This window comes from Klebsiella sp. RHBSTW-00484 (genome assembly GCF_013705725.1).
In the GTDB taxonomy this organism is placed as follows: Bacteria; Pseudomonadota; Gammaproteobacteria; order Enterobacterales; family Enterobacteriaceae; genus Klebsiella.
In genome coordinates, this window is record NZ_CP055481.1 from 5,794,708 (window position 1) to 5,812,771 (window position 18,064).

At 52.2% G+C, this 18,064-nt stretch carries 16 protein-coding genes; 6 read left to right on the forward strand and 10 right to left on the reverse strand.

What is annotated here, in order from left to right:
• Positions 1-80: 80 nt before the first annotated feature.
• Both HV213_RS27325 and soxR read right to left on the reverse strand, forming a co-directional pair.
• Positions 81-749 (reverse strand): glutathione S-transferase family protein, encoded by a 669-nt coding sequence (locus HV213_RS27325; RefSeq protein WP_181484003.1) that lies wholly within the window; start codon positions 747-749, stop codon positions 81-83.
• Between the two features lie 259 nt (positions 750-1,008).
• Entirely contained in the window at positions 1,009-1,467 is a 459-nt protein-coding gene (gene soxR, locus HV213_RS27330; protein ID WP_110274561.1) for a redox-sensitive transcriptional activator SoxR, read from the reverse strand.
• An 84-nt stretch (positions 1,468-1,551) separates the two neighbouring features.
• Here soxR and soxS point away from each other — a divergent pair, with 84 nt between their 5' ends.
• The gene (soxS, locus tag HV213_RS27335; RefSeq protein ID WP_110274562.1) at positions 1,552-1,881 is read left to right on the forward strand and encodes a superoxide response transcriptional regulator SoxS; all 330 of its coding nucleotides are present in this window, start codon (positions 1,552-1,554) and stop codon (positions 1,879-1,881) included.
• Here the strand turns inward: soxS and HV213_RS27340 are convergent.
• Complete coding sequence (locus HV213_RS27340; RefSeq protein ID WP_181484004.1) at positions 1,866-3,470, reverse strand: EAL domain-containing protein; 1,605 nt, start codon at positions 3,468-3,470, stop codon at positions 1,866-1,868. The genes soxS and HV213_RS27340 overlap by 16 nt on opposite strands.
• A 543-nt stretch (positions 3,471-4,013) precedes the next feature.
• Here HV213_RS27340 and HV213_RS27345 point away from each other — a divergent pair.
• Positions 4,014-4,295, forward strand: coding sequence for a YjcB family protein (locus HV213_RS27345; RefSeq protein ID WP_181484005.1), 282 nt, complete (start codon positions 4,014-4,016; stop codon positions 4,293-4,295).
• A 38-nt stretch (positions 4,296-4,333) separates the two neighbouring features.
• Here HV213_RS27345 and HV213_RS27350 read toward each other — a convergent pair whose 3' ends face one another.
• The 4 genes from HV213_RS27350 to HV213_RS27365 all read right to left on the reverse strand — a co-directional run bounded on the left by HV213_RS27350 (position 4,334) and on the right by HV213_RS27365 (position 8,311).
• The gene (locus HV213_RS27350; protein WP_181484006.1) at positions 4,334-5,191 is read right to left on the reverse strand and encodes an ABC transporter permease; all 858 of its coding nucleotides are present in this window, start codon (positions 5,189-5,191) and stop codon (positions 4,334-4,336) included.
• Positions 5,191-6,021 (reverse strand): ABC transporter permease, encoded by an 831-nt coding sequence (locus HV213_RS27355; RefSeq protein ID WP_181484007.1) that lies wholly within the window; start codon positions 6,019-6,021, stop codon positions 5,191-5,193. Before HV213_RS27355 ends, HV213_RS27350 begins: the two co-directional genes overlap by 1 nt.
• 71 nt (positions 6,022-6,092) lie before the next feature.
• The gene (locus HV213_RS27360) at positions 6,093-7,232 is read right to left on the reverse strand and encodes an ABC transporter substrate-binding protein (RefSeq protein WP_181484008.1); all 1,140 of its coding nucleotides are present in this window, start codon (positions 7,230-7,232) and stop codon (positions 6,093-6,095) included.
• A 29-nt stretch (positions 7,233-7,261) separates the two neighbouring features.
• Positions 7,262-8,311 carry an ABC transporter ATP-binding protein gene (locus HV213_RS27365; protein ID WP_181484009.1) on the reverse strand — a complete coding sequence of 350 codons (1,050 nt, stop codon included), beginning with the start codon at positions 8,309-8,311 and terminating at the stop codon, positions 7,262-7,264.
• Positions 8,312-8,475: 164 nt separating this feature from the next.
• On the opposite strand from HV213_RS27365, the gene HV213_RS27370 reads away from it, so the two are divergent.
• From HV213_RS27370 to HV213_RS27380, 3 genes are read left to right on the forward strand one after another with little or no spacing between them, the layout of a single operon-like run.
• On the forward strand, positions 8,476-9,231 hold the full coding sequence (locus HV213_RS27370; protein ID WP_181484010.1) for an MBL fold metallo-hydrolase: 756 nt from the start codon (positions 8,476-8,478) through the stop codon (positions 9,229-9,231).
• On the forward strand, positions 9,228-10,259 hold the full coding sequence (locus tag HV213_RS27375; RefSeq protein WP_181484011.1) for a LacI family DNA-binding transcriptional regulator: 1,032 nt from the start codon (positions 9,228-9,230) through the stop codon (positions 10,257-10,259). The genes HV213_RS27370 and HV213_RS27375 overlap by 4 nt, the downstream gene beginning before the upstream one ends.
• Positions 10,256-11,017: an inositol monophosphatase family protein gene (locus HV213_RS27380; protein ID WP_181484012.1), complete on the forward strand. Its 762-nt coding sequence runs from the start codon at positions 10,256-10,258 to the stop codon at positions 11,015-11,017. The genes HV213_RS27375 and HV213_RS27380 overlap by 4 nt, the downstream gene beginning before the upstream one ends.
• 31 nt (positions 11,018-11,048) lie before the next feature.
• Here HV213_RS27380 and iraM read toward each other — a convergent pair whose 3' ends face one another.
• Together iraM and bamA are read right to left on the reverse strand one after the other, a co-directional pair.
• Positions 11,049-11,402, reverse strand: a complete 354-nt coding sequence (gene iraM, locus HV213_RS27385) for an anti-adapter protein IraM (protein ID WP_181484013.1) — start codon at positions 11,400-11,402, stop codon at positions 11,049-11,051.
• A 416-nt stretch (positions 11,403-11,818) separates the two neighbouring features.
• The gene (gene bamA, locus HV213_RS27390; RefSeq protein WP_181484014.1) at positions 11,819-14,242 is read right to left on the reverse strand and encodes an outer membrane protein assembly factor BamA; all 2,424 of its coding nucleotides are present in this window, start codon (positions 14,240-14,242) and stop codon (positions 11,819-11,821) included.
• Between the two features lie 637 nt (positions 14,243-14,879).
• On the opposite strand from bamA, the gene HV213_RS27395 reads away from it, so the two are divergent.
• Positions 14,880-15,230, forward strand: coding sequence for a helix-turn-helix transcriptional regulator (locus HV213_RS27395; RefSeq protein WP_181484015.1), 351 nt, complete (start codon positions 14,880-14,882; stop codon positions 15,228-15,230).
• Positions 15,231-15,491: 261 nt separating this feature from the next.
• Here HV213_RS27395 and HV213_RS27400 read toward each other — a convergent pair whose 3' ends face one another.
• Positions 15,492-17,759 carry a TonB-dependent siderophore receptor gene (locus HV213_RS27400; RefSeq protein WP_181484016.1) on the reverse strand — a complete coding sequence of 756 codons (2,268 nt, stop codon included), beginning with the start codon at positions 17,757-17,759 and terminating at the stop codon, positions 15,492-15,494.
• Positions 17,760-18,064: the final 305 nt, after the last annotated feature.

The following is an 18,064-nucleotide window of genomic DNA, read 5'->3' on the forward strand; positions in this document are numbered from 1 at the left end:
TTATCGTCCATGCGCAATCCGGTAACATTTTTGCATTGCACTGATAGCAACTTTTTCCAGTCATCGGCTTTAGTAATGCTTCACCCACCGGGTAAGGTAAAAGGACCACCGCGCTCAATCGCCCTCTGCCACGCCGGGCGCTGCTCTATACGCTGTACCCACTGCGTCAGATGAGGTAAATGGTCCACACCGCCACGCCCCAGCAACGCCATCGCCGGGAAGCTCATCTGGATATCCGCCATACTCAGTTCGGCTCCGGCAAACCATCGGTGTCGGGAAAGATGCTCTTCAATAAAACGGGCGTGCGTTTCCACTTGCCGATCAAGCCAGGCTTTTTGTACACCTTTGCCTAACGCATTGCCCAGAGTGCGCATGCCAAAAGGAACCGGCGGCTTACCCAGACTGGCGAACACCAGTTTCATCAGCAGCAGCGGCATCAGCGAACCTTCGGCGTAGTGCAGCCAAAAGCGGTATTGCAACTTATCTTCTATCGACTGCGGCCTGAACCGCTGGATGCTGTCATAGGTCTCCTGCAAATATTCCAGGATTGCGCCGGATTCTGCGAGGATGTAGCCGTTATCTTCCACCACCGGCGATTTACCTAGCGGATGAATATCCTTTAACTCCGCCGGGGCGAGCATATTTTTCCCCCGCTGATAAGAGACTATCTGGTAAGGCAGTTGCAGCTCTTCAAGCGCCCATAACACGCGCTGCGATCGCGACTGATTAAGATGATGTACCGTCAACATGGGCTTCTCCCGCTGTTTGTTCAAATTAACTATAGGAACAGGCGGCGAATGACGGAAATTTTCCGGCAAACCAAAGAGGAAAAATCAGCGGGAAGTGCCACACTTAAGTTGTCGGCACAAACCGGAACCTCAATCAACACATTGCGCAATACCGAGGGGAGCCGACGTCGGGGGAAACCCTCCTGCGAAGCAGCGGGATAGTGCGAAAGACCAAGACCGGAAAACAACTAAAGCGCCCTGTTGTGGCGCTTTAGTTTTTTTACTCCTCTTCCAACAGCCGCGCGCCAGTCCCCTCTTCGCCCAGCTTATCGCCAGGGTTACGTAACGGGCAGTCGCGACGCGACAGGCAGCCGCAGCCAATGCAGCCATCCAGCTGATCGCGCAGTGCGGTCAGAGTGTGAATGCGCCGATCCAGCTCTTCCCGCCACTGGGATGACAGCATCTTCCACTCTTTGGCGCTGAGGTTATGCCCTTCCGGCAACACGCCGAACGCATCGCCAATCGTCGACAGCGGAATACCAATACGTTGCGCAATTTTAATGATCGCCACCGCGCGCAGGACATCACGCCGATAGCGCCGCTGATTACCGGCGTTACGCTGGCTGTGAATCAGCCCCTTGCTTTCATAAAAGTGCAGCGCGGAGACAGCAACACCGGTTCGTTTTGCCACTTCGCCGGGGGTCAGCAGCATTTTGATGCGAGGGGATTTCTTTTCCATAAAGCGCTTTACCTCAAGTTAACTTGAGGAATTATACTCGCCCACAGACAAAACGACGAATCGAGAATTGAGAGAGGCCGCAATATGTCCCATCACGATATTATCCAAACACTTATTGAATGGATTGATGAACATATCGATCAACCACTTAACATTGATGTAGTCGCCAGAAAATCGGGCTATTCGAAATGGTATCTCCAGCGGATGTTTCGCGCAGTGATGCATCAAACCCTGGGGGATTACATTCGCCAGCGCCGCCTGCTGCTTGCCGCAGAAGCGCTAAGAACCACCCAGCGCCCTATTTTTGATATCGCGATGGATCTTGGCTACGTATCGCAGCAAACATTTTCGCGGGTTTTCCGCCGCGAGTTCGACCGCACGCCCAGCGCCTATCGCCATCAAATCTCCGCGTGAAGATGTTGTTGATGCGGACAAAGGCTGGTGCGGGCGTTAGCCAGCCACTGCATAAACTCCAGCGGTGGCATCGCTTTCGCAAAGTGCCAGCCCTGGCAGTATTGCACGCCGTGCTTTTGTAACCACGCCACCTGGTCGGCCGTTTCAACCCCTTCGGCAACGATCTTTAAATGCAAGCTGTTAGCCATCTGAATAATATGTTCAGCAATCAGGTGGCTGGTGCTGTTGTTCGTTAGCGCATCAACGAAGGATTTATCAATCTTGAGGATGTCTACGTTCAACGAATGGAGGTTGTGCAGGTTGGAGTAGCCGGTACCAAAATCATCAATCGCAATTTCATACCCCGCGTCGCGGAAGGCCTGAATCACCGGGGTGGTTTTCGGCACATCGATAAACCCGCGCTCAGTCACTTCGATTTTAATCTGCTCCACGCTAACTGCATGGCGGTGGACCTTTTCGTTGATGTGCTCAATCAATCTCGCGGAGTGGAAATCCGAAGCCGAAAGGTTGATTGCCACGTATAAATGCGGGTGCCGGGCCAGAAACTCGCCCATATCGGCGAATACCTCATCCACCACATAGTCCGTGACCTGCGCAATCATCCCCTCATTTTCCGCCAGCGGGATAAACTCAGCCGGGCTCATCACCGGGCCATCAAATCCAGGCCAGCGCAACAGCGCCTCGGCACCCACGCAGCAGTTATTTTTGATATCAATGATCGGCTGGTAGTGCAGGCACAGTTGGCGACGGTTTAGCGCTCGCTGCAGCATGCTGCGTGGAGAATGATACTGCTGTCGAGTGCGTGACCACACCAGCAAAAGCAAGATGCTGCAAATCAGCCCTAGCGGCAGGGTCAGCGTTACCTGATTATAAAAATTCTGATAATAGCTCACCCGCGAAGTGGACATAATGACGGCTATCGGGCGAACGGTGGAATGGGCAATGGTATAAACGCGTCCATCCTGATGAAAAAACGCCTCTTCATCACGGATCAACCGATGCAATTGGCCGGGGTCTGCATTCGTACTGACGGAAAAAAACTGGTTGGTTTTGGTATCAAAAACGCCCCATGCCAGATCGCGGTCGCTGGTTATCAACGCGCTAAAGGAAAGCGGATGAATCACCGCCACATAATGACCGCGCTGCATATAGTTCATGGCATAGCTGGGATAAAAAGGGGTTTCGCGGTAGTAGTAAATCGCAATATCCGGCTTTTTAGTATACGTCGCAGCCGGAATGCGCCATCCGGCCTGGCGACGTACCGAAGTCGAGCAGAAAAAATGCGTGCCATTGGCATAGATTAAATCGTCGATATAGAGCAGGCCGCGAACAATACTCAACATATGTTGCTGATGTTGTGGCGAGCATAGCTCCCCCTGATATAACCTGGCTTTATCGCGCGCCTCATCGGCTTCACGAATGACCACCTCAGTTTTTTGCAGCGCCAGCTTAGAAAACACCCGTAGCTGATCGGTGGTTTCCGCTTTGGCGCGTATTTGTGCAAACCACAATGCCAGCATCACTGGTAGCAGAATAACCAGCACGATGCCAAATACTCTTAACGCCTTATGTGGCGAGCTATGACTCATTTCCGCTTTTTATCCATGCGATACGCCTTAATCAAGGTGAAAGGCCCCGATGACTCTGCTTACTGTGATATGAATCAGGGCAATTCAGCAACCCACGCTTTGACGTAAAAACCTCATGACTATGAATCATGAATAATACTGACTTATAGAAGGCTGGAGAAACATTCTTAACATAATGAGATTAGCTCCACTATCTCATTCGGTTTATCCGTATAATTGGCGGGAATAAGTAATAAAATCCGCAGAACATAAACGCTAATAAAAAAGAATTGCGGCTGGCTATCGTTTATAATCGCCTTCTGAATGAAAGATACATCCCTCCCTCTCTTATTAACCACTCAAACAAAGTGGTTAATAAGCGCAAGAAAAGTACTTTTTTTGGCTGGTGAATAAAAGAACAATTGTGATATAGTTCACATTAGTTGATGAAACAAGAACGTTGTTTCATTACTCTCTTGTTTGCCTGTAGATAGCCAGAGCACCACGTCATCGTTAGTCTCGTCAGGTTGTCAAAGGCTCCCGCATTTCTTTGAGGAAAGGTTGATGGCTACCATTACTACCAGTGTCGTACTTTTGCGCTGGCCACTCGTGAGCGCAGTGCTGATGTTCCTGGCCAGCTCGATGAATATTCAGCTGCGTAAAAGTGATTATGCCGGTTTAGCGGTTATTTGTAGCTGTGTAGGCCTGGCCGCAGCCTGCTGGTTTGCCACCGGTCTGTTAGGTATTACGCTGCTGGACGTTGCAAAGATCTGGGGCAATATCAAAGATGTCATGATTGAAGTCATGAGCCAGACCCCGCCGGAATGGCCGATGATGATGACCTGATGTTAAAAAAGCTTCCCAACGGGAAGCTTTTTTTACCGCTATTTGCCCATCTTCGACAGCATCTCCGGGCGCATAAATTTATGAATCACCAGCATAAACAGCAGCGATGGCACCAGTAAAATCAGCGCCGTAATTGACGATACTTGATAGTTGCCCGACATACTGGCGTTATACAGCAGCAGCGGCAAGGTGGTGATATCCGGCGCGCCGACAAAAAAGGTGCCGGTAAATTCGTCCAGCGACTCCAGAAACACAAAAATGCTGGCGGCGATAATTCCCGGCGAAGCCTGCGGCAGCACAATATGCCAGAAGGTATAAATCGGTCCGGCCCCCAGATTACGCGAAGCCCTCGCCAGTAGCGGATCAACCGCCGAAAAGGCCGCCACGCAAATCCACACCGAATACATCAACCCATGTACGCTGTGCACCAACACAACCCCCGCTACCGTGCCGTTAAGCTCCCATTGATAGAAAAGCCGGGCGATATTCATGTACACCGTCAGATTGGGAAACGCCTGCGGGATCAGAAACAACAGCATAAACAACACCCGTAGCGGCATCCCGCGCCTTGAAAGCGCGTAGCCCGCCGGAATGGAGATCAGCAGACATACCAGCACCGATAGCAGCGCAATCAGCACGCTGGTCAGCAACGAGCCGGACACATCGCTGTAGGGGCTGAATACCTGATACCAGTATTTCAGCCCCCATTGGCTGGGCAGCGAATGCGGGAAAAACCAGCTCTCCGCCACCGTCCAGATGAGCAAGTTCAGCAGCGGGCCAAACATCGCCAACAGCATAAAGACCAGCAGTAACGTTTGTAGCGGCAGGCTGGCGCTCAGCTTTCTGCGGCCTTTCGCCAGCAGCGTTCCCGGTCGTGTCATGATTGCCTCTTTCATTATTCGCTCCCTTTTTGCTGCAAACTATGGCGCAGATAAAACCACGACAGCGCCCCGCAAATCAGCAACGACACCACGCCAAGCGCATTAGCGACGGCGTAGTCGCCATAGGAATTAACGCGAAAGGCCATATCCACGGTCATCATCGTCGGCGAGCCGACGCCTATCATCAGCGGGACCGACAGCACCGACATCATGGTGACGGTGGAGAGTACCAGCGCCACGCCGATTGCTGGCAGCACCTGCGGCAAAATAATGTCGAACAGAATACGCGGACGCGACGCACCAAGATTACGCGCCGCCAGAATTTGCGATTGCTCAAGCGCGGCCATTGCCCCACAGATAAGCAACGTGGCAAACGCCAGTTGCTTCCAGACAAAAGTGATAATGATCCCCTTCCAGCCCAGCCAGGAGATGGTCTCCAGCGGAGTGATGAGGTCAGTTGCCACCAGCGCGTTGTTCATCAAGCCGTTTTTGGCCAGAAAGGTACGCATCATCTGCGCGGCGACGATAAAAGGGATGAACAGCGGCAGGCGATACAAAAAACCCAGCATGCGGACAATAGGCCGACAGGGCGAGAGCGTGATCACCGCCGAAAGAGTAATGGAGAGAACCGCCAGCAGCGCCACCGAAGCCAGCACAATAATCAGTGTAAACAGAATATCGCTGGAATAGAGCGCATATACCTTACGGAAATGAGCCAGCGTGAGCCGCTGCGCATCGTCGGTAAAGGCGGCGATTAGCGAGAAGCCCAGCGGATATAAAAAGAGTACGGCGATCATCAACGCGGCCGGTGAGACCAGCAGCAAGTATTTCAGCGAAGTACGCATAGCAAACCTGGTGTCAGCAACAAGAAAAAGCTCAGGGCGACGTCACGCCGCGCCTGAGCATCAGCAGTCAATTAATTGGCGACCTGGCTTTCATAGCCTTCTTTGATGTCGTCAAAATATGGCGTAATCGGGAAGCTCTTACCGTATTCCGCCAGCGCCTGCGGTGAAATTTCAGCAAACAGTTTTTGCCAGGTTTGCGCATCAAGCTTCGGCTTCACCTGTTCAGCGTCGATCCCCGGATACCAGTTAAACTGCTTCACGATCCCCTGCGCCTGCACTTCCGGGCTGGTCGCCAGTTCGATAAACTCACGTGCCAGCTGCGGATTCGCCGCCTTCGCCGGGGTAACGTAGTACATCGGTTGGCCCGGCATTCCCGGCGCTAACAGCGACAGCTTAATCGACGGCGGCAGCTTGCCCTGATCTTTCCAGCTATAGAACATATCCACCCACACCGGTCCCATCATGATTTCGCCACGGCTCAGCATATCGAGCGTCCCGGCGTTACCCGGCGTGAAGGTGACGTTCTTATTAAACGCTTTCAGCTTCTCGTAAGCCTGACCCCAGTTTTTTTCAACGCCTTTATCGTACGGCAGAGAAGACAAACGCTGGGCATCGGTGCCGTAGGCGTAGATCCAGCCCACCACAAAGCTGACGCCGGACATGCCGTTCTTAATGCCGTTGTAGCCAAAGGCCTGCGGATTTTTTTGCGCCCAGCTCACCAGCTCATCGTAGGAAGCCGGAGGCGTTTTAATGGCATCGCTATTCCAGGCAATGGCGGTCTGGCTTAAAAACATCGGCATAACGTAGCCGTCAACGTTCACCCCAAGGGCGTTCTTTGCGTTGTCGGCGCTCACCATTGAACCGGTCTTAATCTGCTGGCGATACTTCTCCAGTAGCCCTTTCTCCACCAGCTCACCGCCGGCTTTCTGATGCACCACTGCCACATCAATATCCCAGCTCTGCGCGCCGCTCTCTTTTTGCGCCGTCAGCTTTTCAATGATTTTATTCGACCCCGCGTCTCCCGGACCGGTACCGACCACCTGCACTTTGACGCCCGGATGCGCCGCTTCAAACTTCGGCCCCAGCCAGGTTTTGACATAATCCACCATATTCTGATCCCCCGCCGTAGCGACGTGAAGAACGGTGTCTGCCTGCGCGCCGTAGCTCAGGAGTAATGCAGTCACTACCGCGGCTTTCGTTTTCGTAAACATGGTCTATCCCCAGAATGAACACGATGAAGTTAATGGGCTTGTGATGAAGGAAAAATATGCAGTGCGGGCGCCGGAACATGTAGCCTGACCGGCGTGCTGGCTGGCCAGCAGTGCGCAGAATCCGCCAGCAGGACTCGGTCATGACAGCGCACACTATGGCGATATAAGTTGCCGAGAAAAGCACTTTGTTCAACCACGCCGCTCAGCGTTAACCCTTCTGGCGTGGCACTCTCGGATAATTCATCAAGCGCGGCATCGGCGCTGCGAAAATAAATAATATGGTCGTGAAAATGCTCAGCTGAATATTGCCCGACGGCGCGTAGATAAATACCCTCTGCGGCAAAGAGTTCGCTGGCGGAAATTTTATTATCCGCGCCCATAAAATCGGCAACAAAAGGCGTAGCCGGGCGCTGATAAATATCCTCTGGCGAACCTATTTGCTCAATACGGCCATTATTTAATACCGCGATGCGGTCGGCCATCACCAGCGCCTCCTGCTGATCGTGAGTAACGATTAACGAGGTAAAGCCGAGTCTTTTTTGCAGCGCTTTGATTTCGTGGCGTACGTTAAGTCGCACTTTCGCATCAAGGTTTGAGAGCGGTTCATCCAGTACCAGAACATCCGGTTCTATCGCCAGCGCCCGCGCCAGAGCCACCCGCTGGCGTTGACCACCGGAAAGTTCAGTCACCTTCACATCAGCCAGACCGTTGAGATTGACGATATTGAGCAACTCCGCCACCCGGCGATCAATGTCGTCGCCCCGCAATTTGCGTAGCTTCAGGCCATAGCCAATATTACGTGCCACCGTCATATGCGGCCACAGGGCATAGCTTTGGAAGACCATGGTGATATTGCGCTGCTCCGGCGCGCTGCGGGTAATATCGCGTCCGGCAACGGCAATCTCTCCCGTCTGCGTCGGAATAAACCCGCAAAGCGCGTTCAAAAGCGTTGTTTTCCCACAACCAGAAGGGCCCAGCAGGGCAATCATTTCCCCTTTCTCAACGCTCAGATCGATATTATGCAAAACGACTTTATCGCCGTAGCTAATCTTTAACCGGGAGATCTGTAAATAGCTCATATTCGATACCCAAAAATCTCTGTGCCTGCATTTTTATCGTTTTGATGAACACGTGTTCATTTGAATGTAAAAAAAATGCAACGTTGACTCGACATGATGTGGGCCTACTTTGTCGGGTATTTGTGACAATTTAATTAAGCACCCTAAAATTTCGGCGAGGGAAAATGAAAATAGATGTTCTTGGCTGCGGCAGCGCTTTCTCCAGCGAACAAAATACCTCTGCACTACGGGTTATCGACGCCCAAAACCGACAGTGGCTGATTGATTGCGGCCCCACAATCCCCCGGGCGCTGTGGCGGCGCGGCGGCGATATCAACGAGATTGACGTTATCTATTTCACCCACGTTCACCCGGACCACTGCACCGGCCTCACGGCGCTGCTCAACTACTGGAAGAGTTTTTCCCGCCAGAAGCCGCTGATTATCTACAGCCAGCCGCAGCAGCGCCCGGTCCTGATGCAGTTGGCAGCGCTGGCAAACTGGCCGCAAACAACCTTGTGTTTTGCCATCGACTGGCGTGACAGCGCAGAGGCCTGGACGTGGCATGACTGGCATATTCAGACTGCACAAACGCAGCATGAGCTGACCAATCGCGCCATTCGTATCACCTTCGGCGGGCAAACCCTGTTCTACAGCGGTGATGGTCGCCCGACGCCGGATTCCATTGCGCTGATGGCAGGGGCCGATTTGGTATTTCAGGAGTGCGCCTCGCTGACCGCGCTGGCCGATGACGCCTCGCACGGCGATTTCCCTTCATGCCTGGCGCTATTCCAGCAGCTCAATTTGCGTACGATGGGGCTCTATCACTGCTACGACGCGATATTGCCCGCGCTGAAATTCGCCTGCCTGCCGTGGGAAGGCTTGTTCGTTAGCCACGACGGCCTGCAGTATGAGCTCCAACATTCGGAACGCCCGATATGACTTCATCGCCGCGTAAACAGAGTATTACCGCGCAGGATGTCGCCCAGCGTGCGGGGGTCTCACGGGCGGTGGTTTCCCGCGCCCTGAGCAATAACGGCAGCATCTCTCCCGATACCAGAGAACGCGTACTGCGCGCGGCCGAAGAGCTGGGGTATCAGGTTAATTTCCTCGCCCAGGGGTTAAACCGACGGCGCAGCCATCTGATCGGCGTGATCGTTTCGCGCATCAGCGATCCGTTTCGCAGCAGCCTGCTTGACGCGCTGCTCAGCGAGATCCAGCGCCGCGGTTTTCAGGCGCTGGTGAGTGAAATCCGTAGCGAACAGGATCTGGCGCAAACCCTGCGGCGCTTCGCCCAATTTCGCGTTTCCGGCGTTATCGTCACCTCCGGGCAACCACCGGAATCGCTGGTTAACGAGTGCGTTCAGCAGCAAATTCCGGTGCTTGGCATCAATCGCCAACCCAATATCCCCTGCGTCGATTACGTTTGCTCGGATAATGTCGCCGGAGCAACCCTTGCAGCCGAGCAGTTGGTTCGCGCTGGCTGTCATCGATTCGGTTGGCTCAACCATCATCACTCAACCTGGGCCGGACAAACGCGCGGCGCGGCGTTTTCTCAGGCGCTGCTGGCACTCGGCGTGGATACTCAACGTGACCTGCACGCCCTTTTCGCACCGGTTGAGGACTACGACGGCGGTTTTCAGGCCGCCACCAGCGCCGACGACAGGCTACAGGGTATTTTCTGCGCCAATGCCCAGCTGGCCTGCGGTTTCCTTGACGGCATGCGCCGACGCGGCAAGCAGGCTCCCGAAGATTTTCAGCTCATTGGTTTTGACAATACGCCGCAAACGGCGCAATACAGTTATCAGCTCAGCACCTTGCACCAGGACGTCGCGGAGATTTCCCGCCAGGCATTAATGCGCCTGCTGGAGCGGGCCAGCGATCCTTTACAGCCTTCGCGCACCACGTGGGTGGGGGTGCAGTTAATTCATCGGCGTACGTCGCCATCAACCGATAAGAGCAGGATATGACGGAAGAACAACAGCAGTCATTATGCGAATTGATTCGCCAGTTGGGTGCGCAGGCACAAGCGCTGCGCGATACGGGGCTACAGATAGATAAAAAAGCGCGTCAGGATTTTGTCTCGCAGGCCGATCTGTTCGTAGAAAAAGAGATCAAGGACTGGCTGAAGATCCACTGCCCGCAAGATGGTTTTCTCGGCGAAGAGAGCGGCCTGGAAAGCGGTGAGCAAGGAACCTGGGTGCTCGACCCTATCGACGGAACCACTAACTACATTCAGGGGATGGACTACTGGTGTATTTCTCTGGCTTACGTTCTGCACAATACGCTTGAACTGGGGATTATTTACGCCCCTGACCGAAATGAATTTTTCTTTGCCCGCCGCAGTAAAGGTGCCTTTCTTAACGATCAGCGCCTGACGTTACGCGAACCGGATCCGGAAACGGTGGTGATTGGGATGGGGCGTTCCAGCCGCGCGCCCGCAGAAAACTATACCCGAGCCCTCACTCGTGTCATCAACGCGGGAATGGAGTACCGTCGCTTTGGCGCAGGAGCGTTAATGCTGGCCCACGTCGCCACCGGGCAGGTGCACGCCTATTACGAAGAACATATGAATAGCTGGGATGCGCTGGCAGGAATGCTGCTGATCGTCGAAGCGGGCGGTGCCAGCAATGACTTTTTAGCCGACGATGGCTTGCTGCGCGGTAACCTGGTGCTGGCCGGGTGTGTCGATGTACAGGCCCGGCTTTCCGCTCTGCTGCCCGTATAAATCAGGCGTCATGTAGATTTGGCTGTCCGGACTACCGCCATATCGCCCCACGCGGGTAATTGTTCGGGCAGCGTTTAATCGCGCAGTGAGCCTGGTAAGAGCAGGATTCTGCCGCTACCGCCGTGGAGTGATACGGACAGGAAGGTCGTTCCCGCAGCCTCTCCCACTGCGCTTCGTCATAGCGCGTGATGTTGTAAACTTTTAATGAATGATACTGATCATTAATTAAAACGCTTGAAGAGTAGAGTTTCATTGACTCCCCTGGCAACAGTAAAATATCGGCTTCGTACCAAAGGATAAACTTTAAAAACCGCAGGCTGGAGATCGAGGAAAAGGCCACACCGGAGTGTGGACAGACAAGAGTATTATGAATAGTCCATTTCATTTTCTATCCGTGTATCTGTTACTGATAAATAACGTTTTATATATTGATAGCACTCATCATAAATACCCGCAAGGTTATCACACAACAATGTGACATAAGACAATACTCAAACACCAACCATACTTATTTAGATGTATAGAAAATGCTAACTTCTAATAATTAATAACTAATTCTCATGATGAAAGCCAACGTATGCACGGGCTCATGTATACCCGTCATACTTCAAGTTGCTTGTGCGTTGGCTACGCTCGTTCGCCCGAATCACTTACTCAAGTAAGCTCATCGGGACTTTCTCCCTTGCCGCCTTCCTGCAACTCGAATTATTTTTGGTATATAAACCAAAATATATTTACAATAAATTACAGGCTGCCGTTCAGGGCAGCCTGTACTCGTTTTTGGGTAAGCCGCAGGCGTTATTACCAGGTTTTTCCGATATTAAACTGGAACTGCTCGGATTTATCACCATCATATTTTTTAAACGGCTCGGCCCATGAGAAAACCAGCGGGCCTAGCGGCGACATCCACTGCACCGCAATCCCGGCGGACATGCGAATATGCGACGGATCGCCATAGTCTGGGATCCCCGCGGCCAACGTCTGGCCGGTATTTTGCCAGGAGGTACTCCATACCGTCCCCGCATCGAGGAATAACGACGTGCGCAGGCTGTCGGCGTATTTGTCATTCACAAATGGCGTTGGCACAATAAACTCGCTGTTTAGCACCGCCATCGCGTTACCGCCAACCGCATCGGACGAGGAGTCCAACGGGCAGGTGCTGTAGCTACTTTCAGAACCATTACAACGATAGTAAGCCGCTTTTGGGCCAATCGTATTCGAGGAAAATCCGCGAACCGACGTCGAGCCGCCGGCGTAGAAGTTATCGTAAAACGGCACCGATTTGCCGTTCAGGCCGCCCGCGTAGCCTGCACGCAGGTGCTCCATCCACACCCAGCTTTTGTTTTCGTTCAGCGGCAAATATTGCGTGGTATCAAAAGTGACTTTGTAATAGCTGTTATCCGAACCGGGTACCGTGACCTTGCCGGTCAGGCTGCTCTTATTCCCTGCACGCGGGAAGAAGCCGCGGTCCAGATCGTTATAGCTCCAGCCGAGGCTGACAAAATAGTCATTAGCGCTGTAGGTTGCGCCGCTATCACCATCCTTGGTCACCACGTCGGGGTAAATACCTCGTGAGTTAAGATAGCTCCAGGTCGTCAGTTCCGGGTCCATATTAGTCAGGCGGTTATGGACATAATCCACGCCCAGATTGAGGGAGTTGTTCTCGCTGATCGGGAATCCAAGCGTACTGCCAACGCCGTAACTTTGCTGATTGTAACTACCGCTATCGGCATCAGAGGCATCGTAGCTGTTATAGAAAATTTTCCCCCCCAAACTCACGCCGTCGACGGTGAAATAAGGGTTCGTCGCCCCCAGTTCAAGATAAGACTGGTAGCTATTGCGCGTGCCGTTGAAGCTAACGCTATTGCCGGTGCCCAGCCAGTTATCCTGGGTGACGCCAAGCTGGTAGCTCACGCCGCTGTCGGTACCGAAGCCCAGACCAACGTTGAAAGAGCCGGTATTGCGTTCCTTCACCTTATAGACCACGTCCACCTGATCCTGGCTACCGCTTACCGGGATGATTTGCTTATCAACAGTTTCAAAAAATCCGCTGCGATCCAACCGCGTTTTTCCCTGTTCGACTTTTTCATCGTTCAGCCACGCGCCTTCCATCTGGCGCATCTGACGCCTCAGCACCGCGTCACGCGACGTATCGTTACCCTCAAAACGGATCTGTCGTACTGAGTAACGGCGTCCGGCATTAACGTTGATATGCAAAACCACACTTTTTTTCGCATCATCAATATCCGGTGCGGTGTTAATCTGCGGCCAGGCATAGCCATATTTCCCCAACAGCGTCTTAATACTATTTTCTACCGTCGTAATTTCCGCGCCGCTATACCATTTATTCGTTAACGGCTTTACCAGCGCCTCAATCTCTTTATTGTGCTGCGCCATATCACCAGTCAACATCGTGCTGGCGATTTTATAACGTTCACCTTCTGCAAGATTAATGGTGATATACAGAGATTTTTTATCCGGTGTCATACTGACCTGACTGGAGTTAATCACAAACCGCGCATAGCCGCGATCGAGATAATAACTACGCAGCGTTTCTAAATCCGCCGCCATCTTTTGCTTTTGATATTTTTTATCGCCGATCACGTTCCACCACGGTACGGTATCGCGCAACTGCAGCTGGTCCAACAATGTTTCTTCACTAAAAGCCTGGTTGCCAATAATATTAATTTGCGCGATTTTTGCCGAGACGCCTTCCTGAAAAACAAAGGTTAAATCAACGCGATTGCGCGGCAACGGTGTGACAACTGCATGAACCTGGGCGCTGTATTTACCCACACTGTAATAGAAATCCTGTAATCCTTTTTCGATTTCCGTAAGCGTGTTGCGATCCAGCGCGCTGCCTTCTTCGATACCCGTGGCGGCCAGGTTCTCTTTCAGGGCATCATCCTTTACGGACTTATTGCCAGAAAAGCTGATTTTGGCGATGGTTGGTCGCTCTTTCACCTGCACCACCAGCGTGCGGCCATCCCGCAGGATCTGCACATTCTCAAAGTTTCCGCTGGCGTACAGGGCACGAACCGAGTCGCTGATATCCTCGTTCGAGACCTCTTCTCCCGTATGAACGGGCATGCTTAACAGCGCAGCGCCGACGGTAACGCGCTGCAACCCCTCAAAACGAATATCATCAACGGTATATGAGGTTGATGCATAAAGCGTTAAAGGAGAAATCAATAGCCCGGCGATGATACTCGTTTTTTTTAGCATGGAGGTGTCGTCTAAAAGATATTTGGCAATAGCAGATATCTGCTGGGAATAACAGTGTTCTTTCCGGCGGACAGAATATGACGCAACCTGAAATAACCTGAACGAGGCGCAGAATTGCACGCAATTATGACGAGAAAATGGAGAAAAAATGGATGTTAGAGAATGTTGAAAAAATTGTTTTTGGGTTGAACTTTCTTCCTGACCGTTAGTCATATAAGCGTTTACTGACACTAGCAAAACCATTTAATTATTTTGTTTTTTTAATTAAAAAAACAAAAAGCCCCCTTTCTCATTAGTTGAAAGGGGGAAAAGATCTTGTTAGGAATGATGCTCTCTGGGATAGACCAGGAACAGGGAGAAATTAACCTATAATCCCGTAGATAAAATGAAGAAATATTGAATATACCCTAAATAATTCGAGTTGCAGGACAAGGCACTCGTGCTTTGAACAGCGCTTGCGCTGGCCCCGAAGGGGCGAGGCCGCAGGCCGAGTAACGCGGCGACGCAGTGAGTCCCCAGGAGCTTACTCCAGTAAGTGACTGGGGTGAGCGAGGAAAGCCAACGCACAAGCAACTTGAAGTATGACGGGTATAAATTATGCAGCCCGGTTCCCATAGTGATAAAATGAGTAGATAACATGCCGCGAAATGAGATCCAACAATCCGTACTCAACGAATTAGTACAATGGATAAAAAAAAATCTTGAAAAGAAGCTCACCATGCATGCTCTGAGCCTCTTTTCCGGCTATTCCGAGTGGCATCTGTTTCGCCTATTCCGCCACTATTTTAACATGTCGCCAATGGAGTATATTCGCCAGCAGCGAATGCAGCTATGCCTTAATCTGTTACAGATGCAACCCGCCTTTCGCATTGTCGATATTTGTATTATGGCTGGTTATGAGGATATCAGCGCTTTTAACCGTACTTTCAAGAGATATTATACCGTTACTCCAAGCCAATATCGTAAAAATCTGAATACGCACCAATAAGGGATTCCCCCTCCTCCGCATTGCTGCGGTTGGGAATGGAAGGGGGAAGAGGAACAACTTTAGAATGGAAATGGCAGGATGCCACTGTTAATCGTTTCCGGGATCAAGCAGACCCGATCAACAGAGACGAGTATAAGCTGCTAAGTTGAATTAATTGTGTAGAGGCAGTGGAGATTTTGTCATCATTTATATCAGCGACACATCTTTCAAAAATAAAAAAGCCGGAATAATTAAATATCCCGGCTGGTGATTAACGAATAATTAGAAGTGCGTATTCACGCTGACATAAAACGTCCGTCCTGACTCGTTATAGGTCTCCGCGCCTGCACCATACAGATAAGCACCGGTCGTTGAGTTCCCCGTCGTCTGCGCATTCCCGGCACGATAGTGGCGAATATCAAACAGATTATCCACTCCGCTGGTCAGGCTCAGGTTTTTGTTCACATCCCAGGTCGCACTAAGGCCGACAATGCTATACGGACTGACTTCGTTCAGCTCGCTGCCGGACACCGCTTCACCTTTATAGTTAAAGCGCTTCGGTTTCTGACGACCATACCAGGTGAAGGTGCTCTGCAACGAAAGATCGTCGCGCACCTGCCAGCTTAGGGTTGAGTTAAGCGTAAACTGCGGGATCACCGACAGACGATCGCCGGTGGTTTTGTTCTTACTCTGCAACATCCACGTCAGGTTGTTGCTCCAGTTTACCGTTTCACTCACCGGCAGGTTTAACGAGCCCTCCAGCCCTTCGACCAGCGCCTTCGGTACGTTTTCCCACTGATAAATATTGGTGGTGCCGTTGCTGGCGGTACTGACCGCCGAGTAGCCGGACTCTATCTTGTTGTGGTAGTCGTTACGGAAGTAAGTCAGCCCAGCCTGATAGCCATCATGCTTGTACTCCAGGCCAATCTCTTTATTGACGCTGGTTTCTGCCTTCAGGTCGCTATTGCCCATCAGATAACAGGCGGAGCTGCTGGCGTAGCAACCCTGTCCGTTGCTGTACAGAATATAGTTCGGATTGAGCTGATAGAGGTTCGGCGCTTTATAGGCGCGAGCAATCCCCAGCTTCAACGTCCAGTCATCCGACAGCCCCTGCGAAAGGTTCAGCGACGGACTCCAGTTATTGCCGACGATGCTGTGATGGTCAAAACGCAGAGCGGGCGTCAGCATGGTGCTATCGGTCAGTGCAATATTGTCTTCGGTAAACAGCGAGAAAATCTCAGCGCTGGAATACGGACTACGGCCGGTTGCCGAGATGCCGTCAATAGAGCCATAAGAGAGAGACTGGGTCGTCGACACGCCATCTTTCATCCGCTGCTGGTTCCACTCGGTCCCCAGCGTCAGGTTTTGCTCAAACCCGAAGGTAAACGGAATATTCACCTCGCTGTGCAATAGCACATCCGACAGGTCGATATCGGAGAATTCGCTTCCGGAGAAGATCCCTTCCGTTCCGCCCGCCAGCCCCTCGTTCATGCGCGAGTTACGGGTGTGCTCGTACTGAGCATAGGTATTGCTGGTCACGCCATTATCCCAGCCGCCGGTCCACGTCACCCCGTAAGTCTGCCGATATAGGCGGTTAGTCTCTTTGCCGTACATACTTTTCACCAGCGTGCTGGTGTTGGTATTTTGCGTGTCGCCAGCATACAGATTACCCTGGCGGCTGTAGCCGGTTTCGAACTCCAGCGCCTGCATCGGCGCAAACTCCCAGCGCAGTTTGCCGTGGATATCTTTGTTCTCTACGCCTTCACGTCCCGCTGGATAAGAGCCCGCATAGGTACCGGTTCGTGCCGCTTCGTGGCCGGAGTTAATATCCTGGGCGTCGGCCTGCGTTTTGCTCAGGTTGCCCCATAAATTAAAGCTAACCTCATCCGACAGCGGACCGTTGAGGCTAAAGTTCGTGCGCTTCGTCGATCCCTCTTTACGGTGCTGAGGAGCGTTCATATAGGTATTCCAGGCACCATGCCACTCGCTGGTCGCCGGTTTAGTGACAATATTGACCACCCCGCCCATTGCGCCATTACCGTAGCGGGCCGCCGCAGGGCCGCGAATGACATCGATATGGTCGATCATTTCTGCCGGAACCCAACTGGTATCACCGCGCGTATCACGGTCTCCGCGCCAACCATAGCGCACGGAGTTACGGCTGGTCACCGGTTTACCGTCTACCAGAATCAGCGTGTTCTCCGGTCCCATACCGCGAATATCGACCTGGCGGTTATTACCGCGCTGGCCGCTGGTGGAGTTGCCGGTAAGGTTGACGCCCGGTTGGGTTCGAATCAGTTCTGAAACGTCGCGAGCCGGTGGATGCTTGCGGATTTCATCGGCGGTAATAGTGGATACGCCGGGGGCTTGCAGGTTCTGCGTTGCCGCGGTCACGACCATCGTTTCATCATGATTTTCTGCGGCAATCGCCGTATCGGATTTCTTTGTTTCGCCTGAAGTGTTGCCCTCGGCGGCCAGCGCTGGCAGCGCCACCCCCAGGATAGCCATGTGGATCAGCACGGCCAGCGAGTAGTGCGAAGAGTGTTTCATGGAATATGCCCTGTTTTCTTTTATTGCTGTCGGGGCACGCCTTCTTCATCAGTCAGATAAACAACGGCAGTGACTTCCATGCATAGGGCAACGTCTCTGGTTTTGGCGTAAGCAGAGCCCTCCCGATGCAATACCGGGATATCGATTCAAAATTTACGCCAAAAATAGAAAATTTTGCCCTGGCAACACGAAGAAATAAACGCGCCACGCTATTCTTTGATAGTGTTTGCCGATCAGCACGCAATAGGATTATTGTGCCGAACCACGTTATTAGAAATGAGATTTATTATCAAGTTTATAGTTAT

Coding starts and splice junctions, on each gene's coding strand:
- HV213_RS27375 (WP_181484011.1), top strand. CDS start 9,228: ATGACTTCATCGCCGCGTAAACAGAGTATTACCGCGCAGGATGTCGCC.
- soxR (WP_110274561.1), bottom strand. CDS start 1,467: ATGGAAAAGAAATCCCCTCGCATCAAAATGCTGCTGACCCCCGGCGAA.
- HV213_RS27360 (WP_181484008.1), bottom strand. CDS start 7,232: ATGTTTACGAAAACGAAAGCCGCGGTAGTGACTGCATTACTCCTGAGC.
- HV213_RS27345 (WP_181484005.1), top strand. CDS start 4,014: ATGGCTACCATTACTACCAGTGTCGTACTTTTGCGCTGGCCACTCGTG.
- soxS (WP_110274562.1), top strand. CDS start 1,552: ATGTCCCATCACGATATTATCCAAACACTTATTGAATGGATTGATGAA.
- HV213_RS27355 (WP_181484007.1), bottom strand. CDS start 6,021: ATGCGTACTTCGCTGAAATACTTGCTGCTGGTCTCACCGGCCGCGTTG.
- HV213_RS27365 (WP_181484009.1), bottom strand. CDS start 8,311: ATGAGCTATTTACAGATCTCCCGGTTAAAGATTAGCTACGGCGATAAA.
- HV213_RS27400 (WP_181484016.1), bottom strand. CDS start 17,759: ATGAAACACTCTTCGCACTACTCGCTGGCCGTGCTGATCCACATGGCT.
- HV213_RS27380 (WP_181484012.1), top strand. CDS start 10,256: ATGACGGAAGAACAACAGCAGTCATTATGCGAATTGATTCGCCAGTTG.
- HV213_RS27370 (WP_181484010.1), top strand. CDS start 8,476: ATGAAAATAGATGTTCTTGGCTGCGGCAGCGCTTTCTCCAGCGAACAA.
- bamA (WP_181484014.1), bottom strand. CDS start 14,242: ATGCTAAAAAAAACGAGTATCATCGCCGGGCTATTGATTTCTCCTTTA.
- HV213_RS27340 (WP_181484004.1), bottom strand. CDS start 3,470: ATGAGTCATAGCTCGCCACATAAGGCGTTAAGAGTATTTGGCATCGTG.
- iraM (WP_181484013.1), bottom strand. CDS start 11,402: ATGAAATGGACTATTCATAATACTCTTGTCTGTCCACACTCCGGTGTG.
- HV213_RS27395 (WP_181484015.1), top strand. CDS start 14,880: ATGCCGCGAAATGAGATCCAACAATCCGTACTCAACGAATTAGTACAA.
- HV213_RS27325 (WP_181484003.1), bottom strand. CDS start 749: ATGTTGACGGTACATCATCTTAATCAGTCGCGATCGCAGCGCGTGTTA.
- HV213_RS27350 (WP_181484006.1), bottom strand. CDS start 5,191: ATGAAAGAGGCAATCATGACACGACCGGGAACGCTGCTGGCGAAAGGC.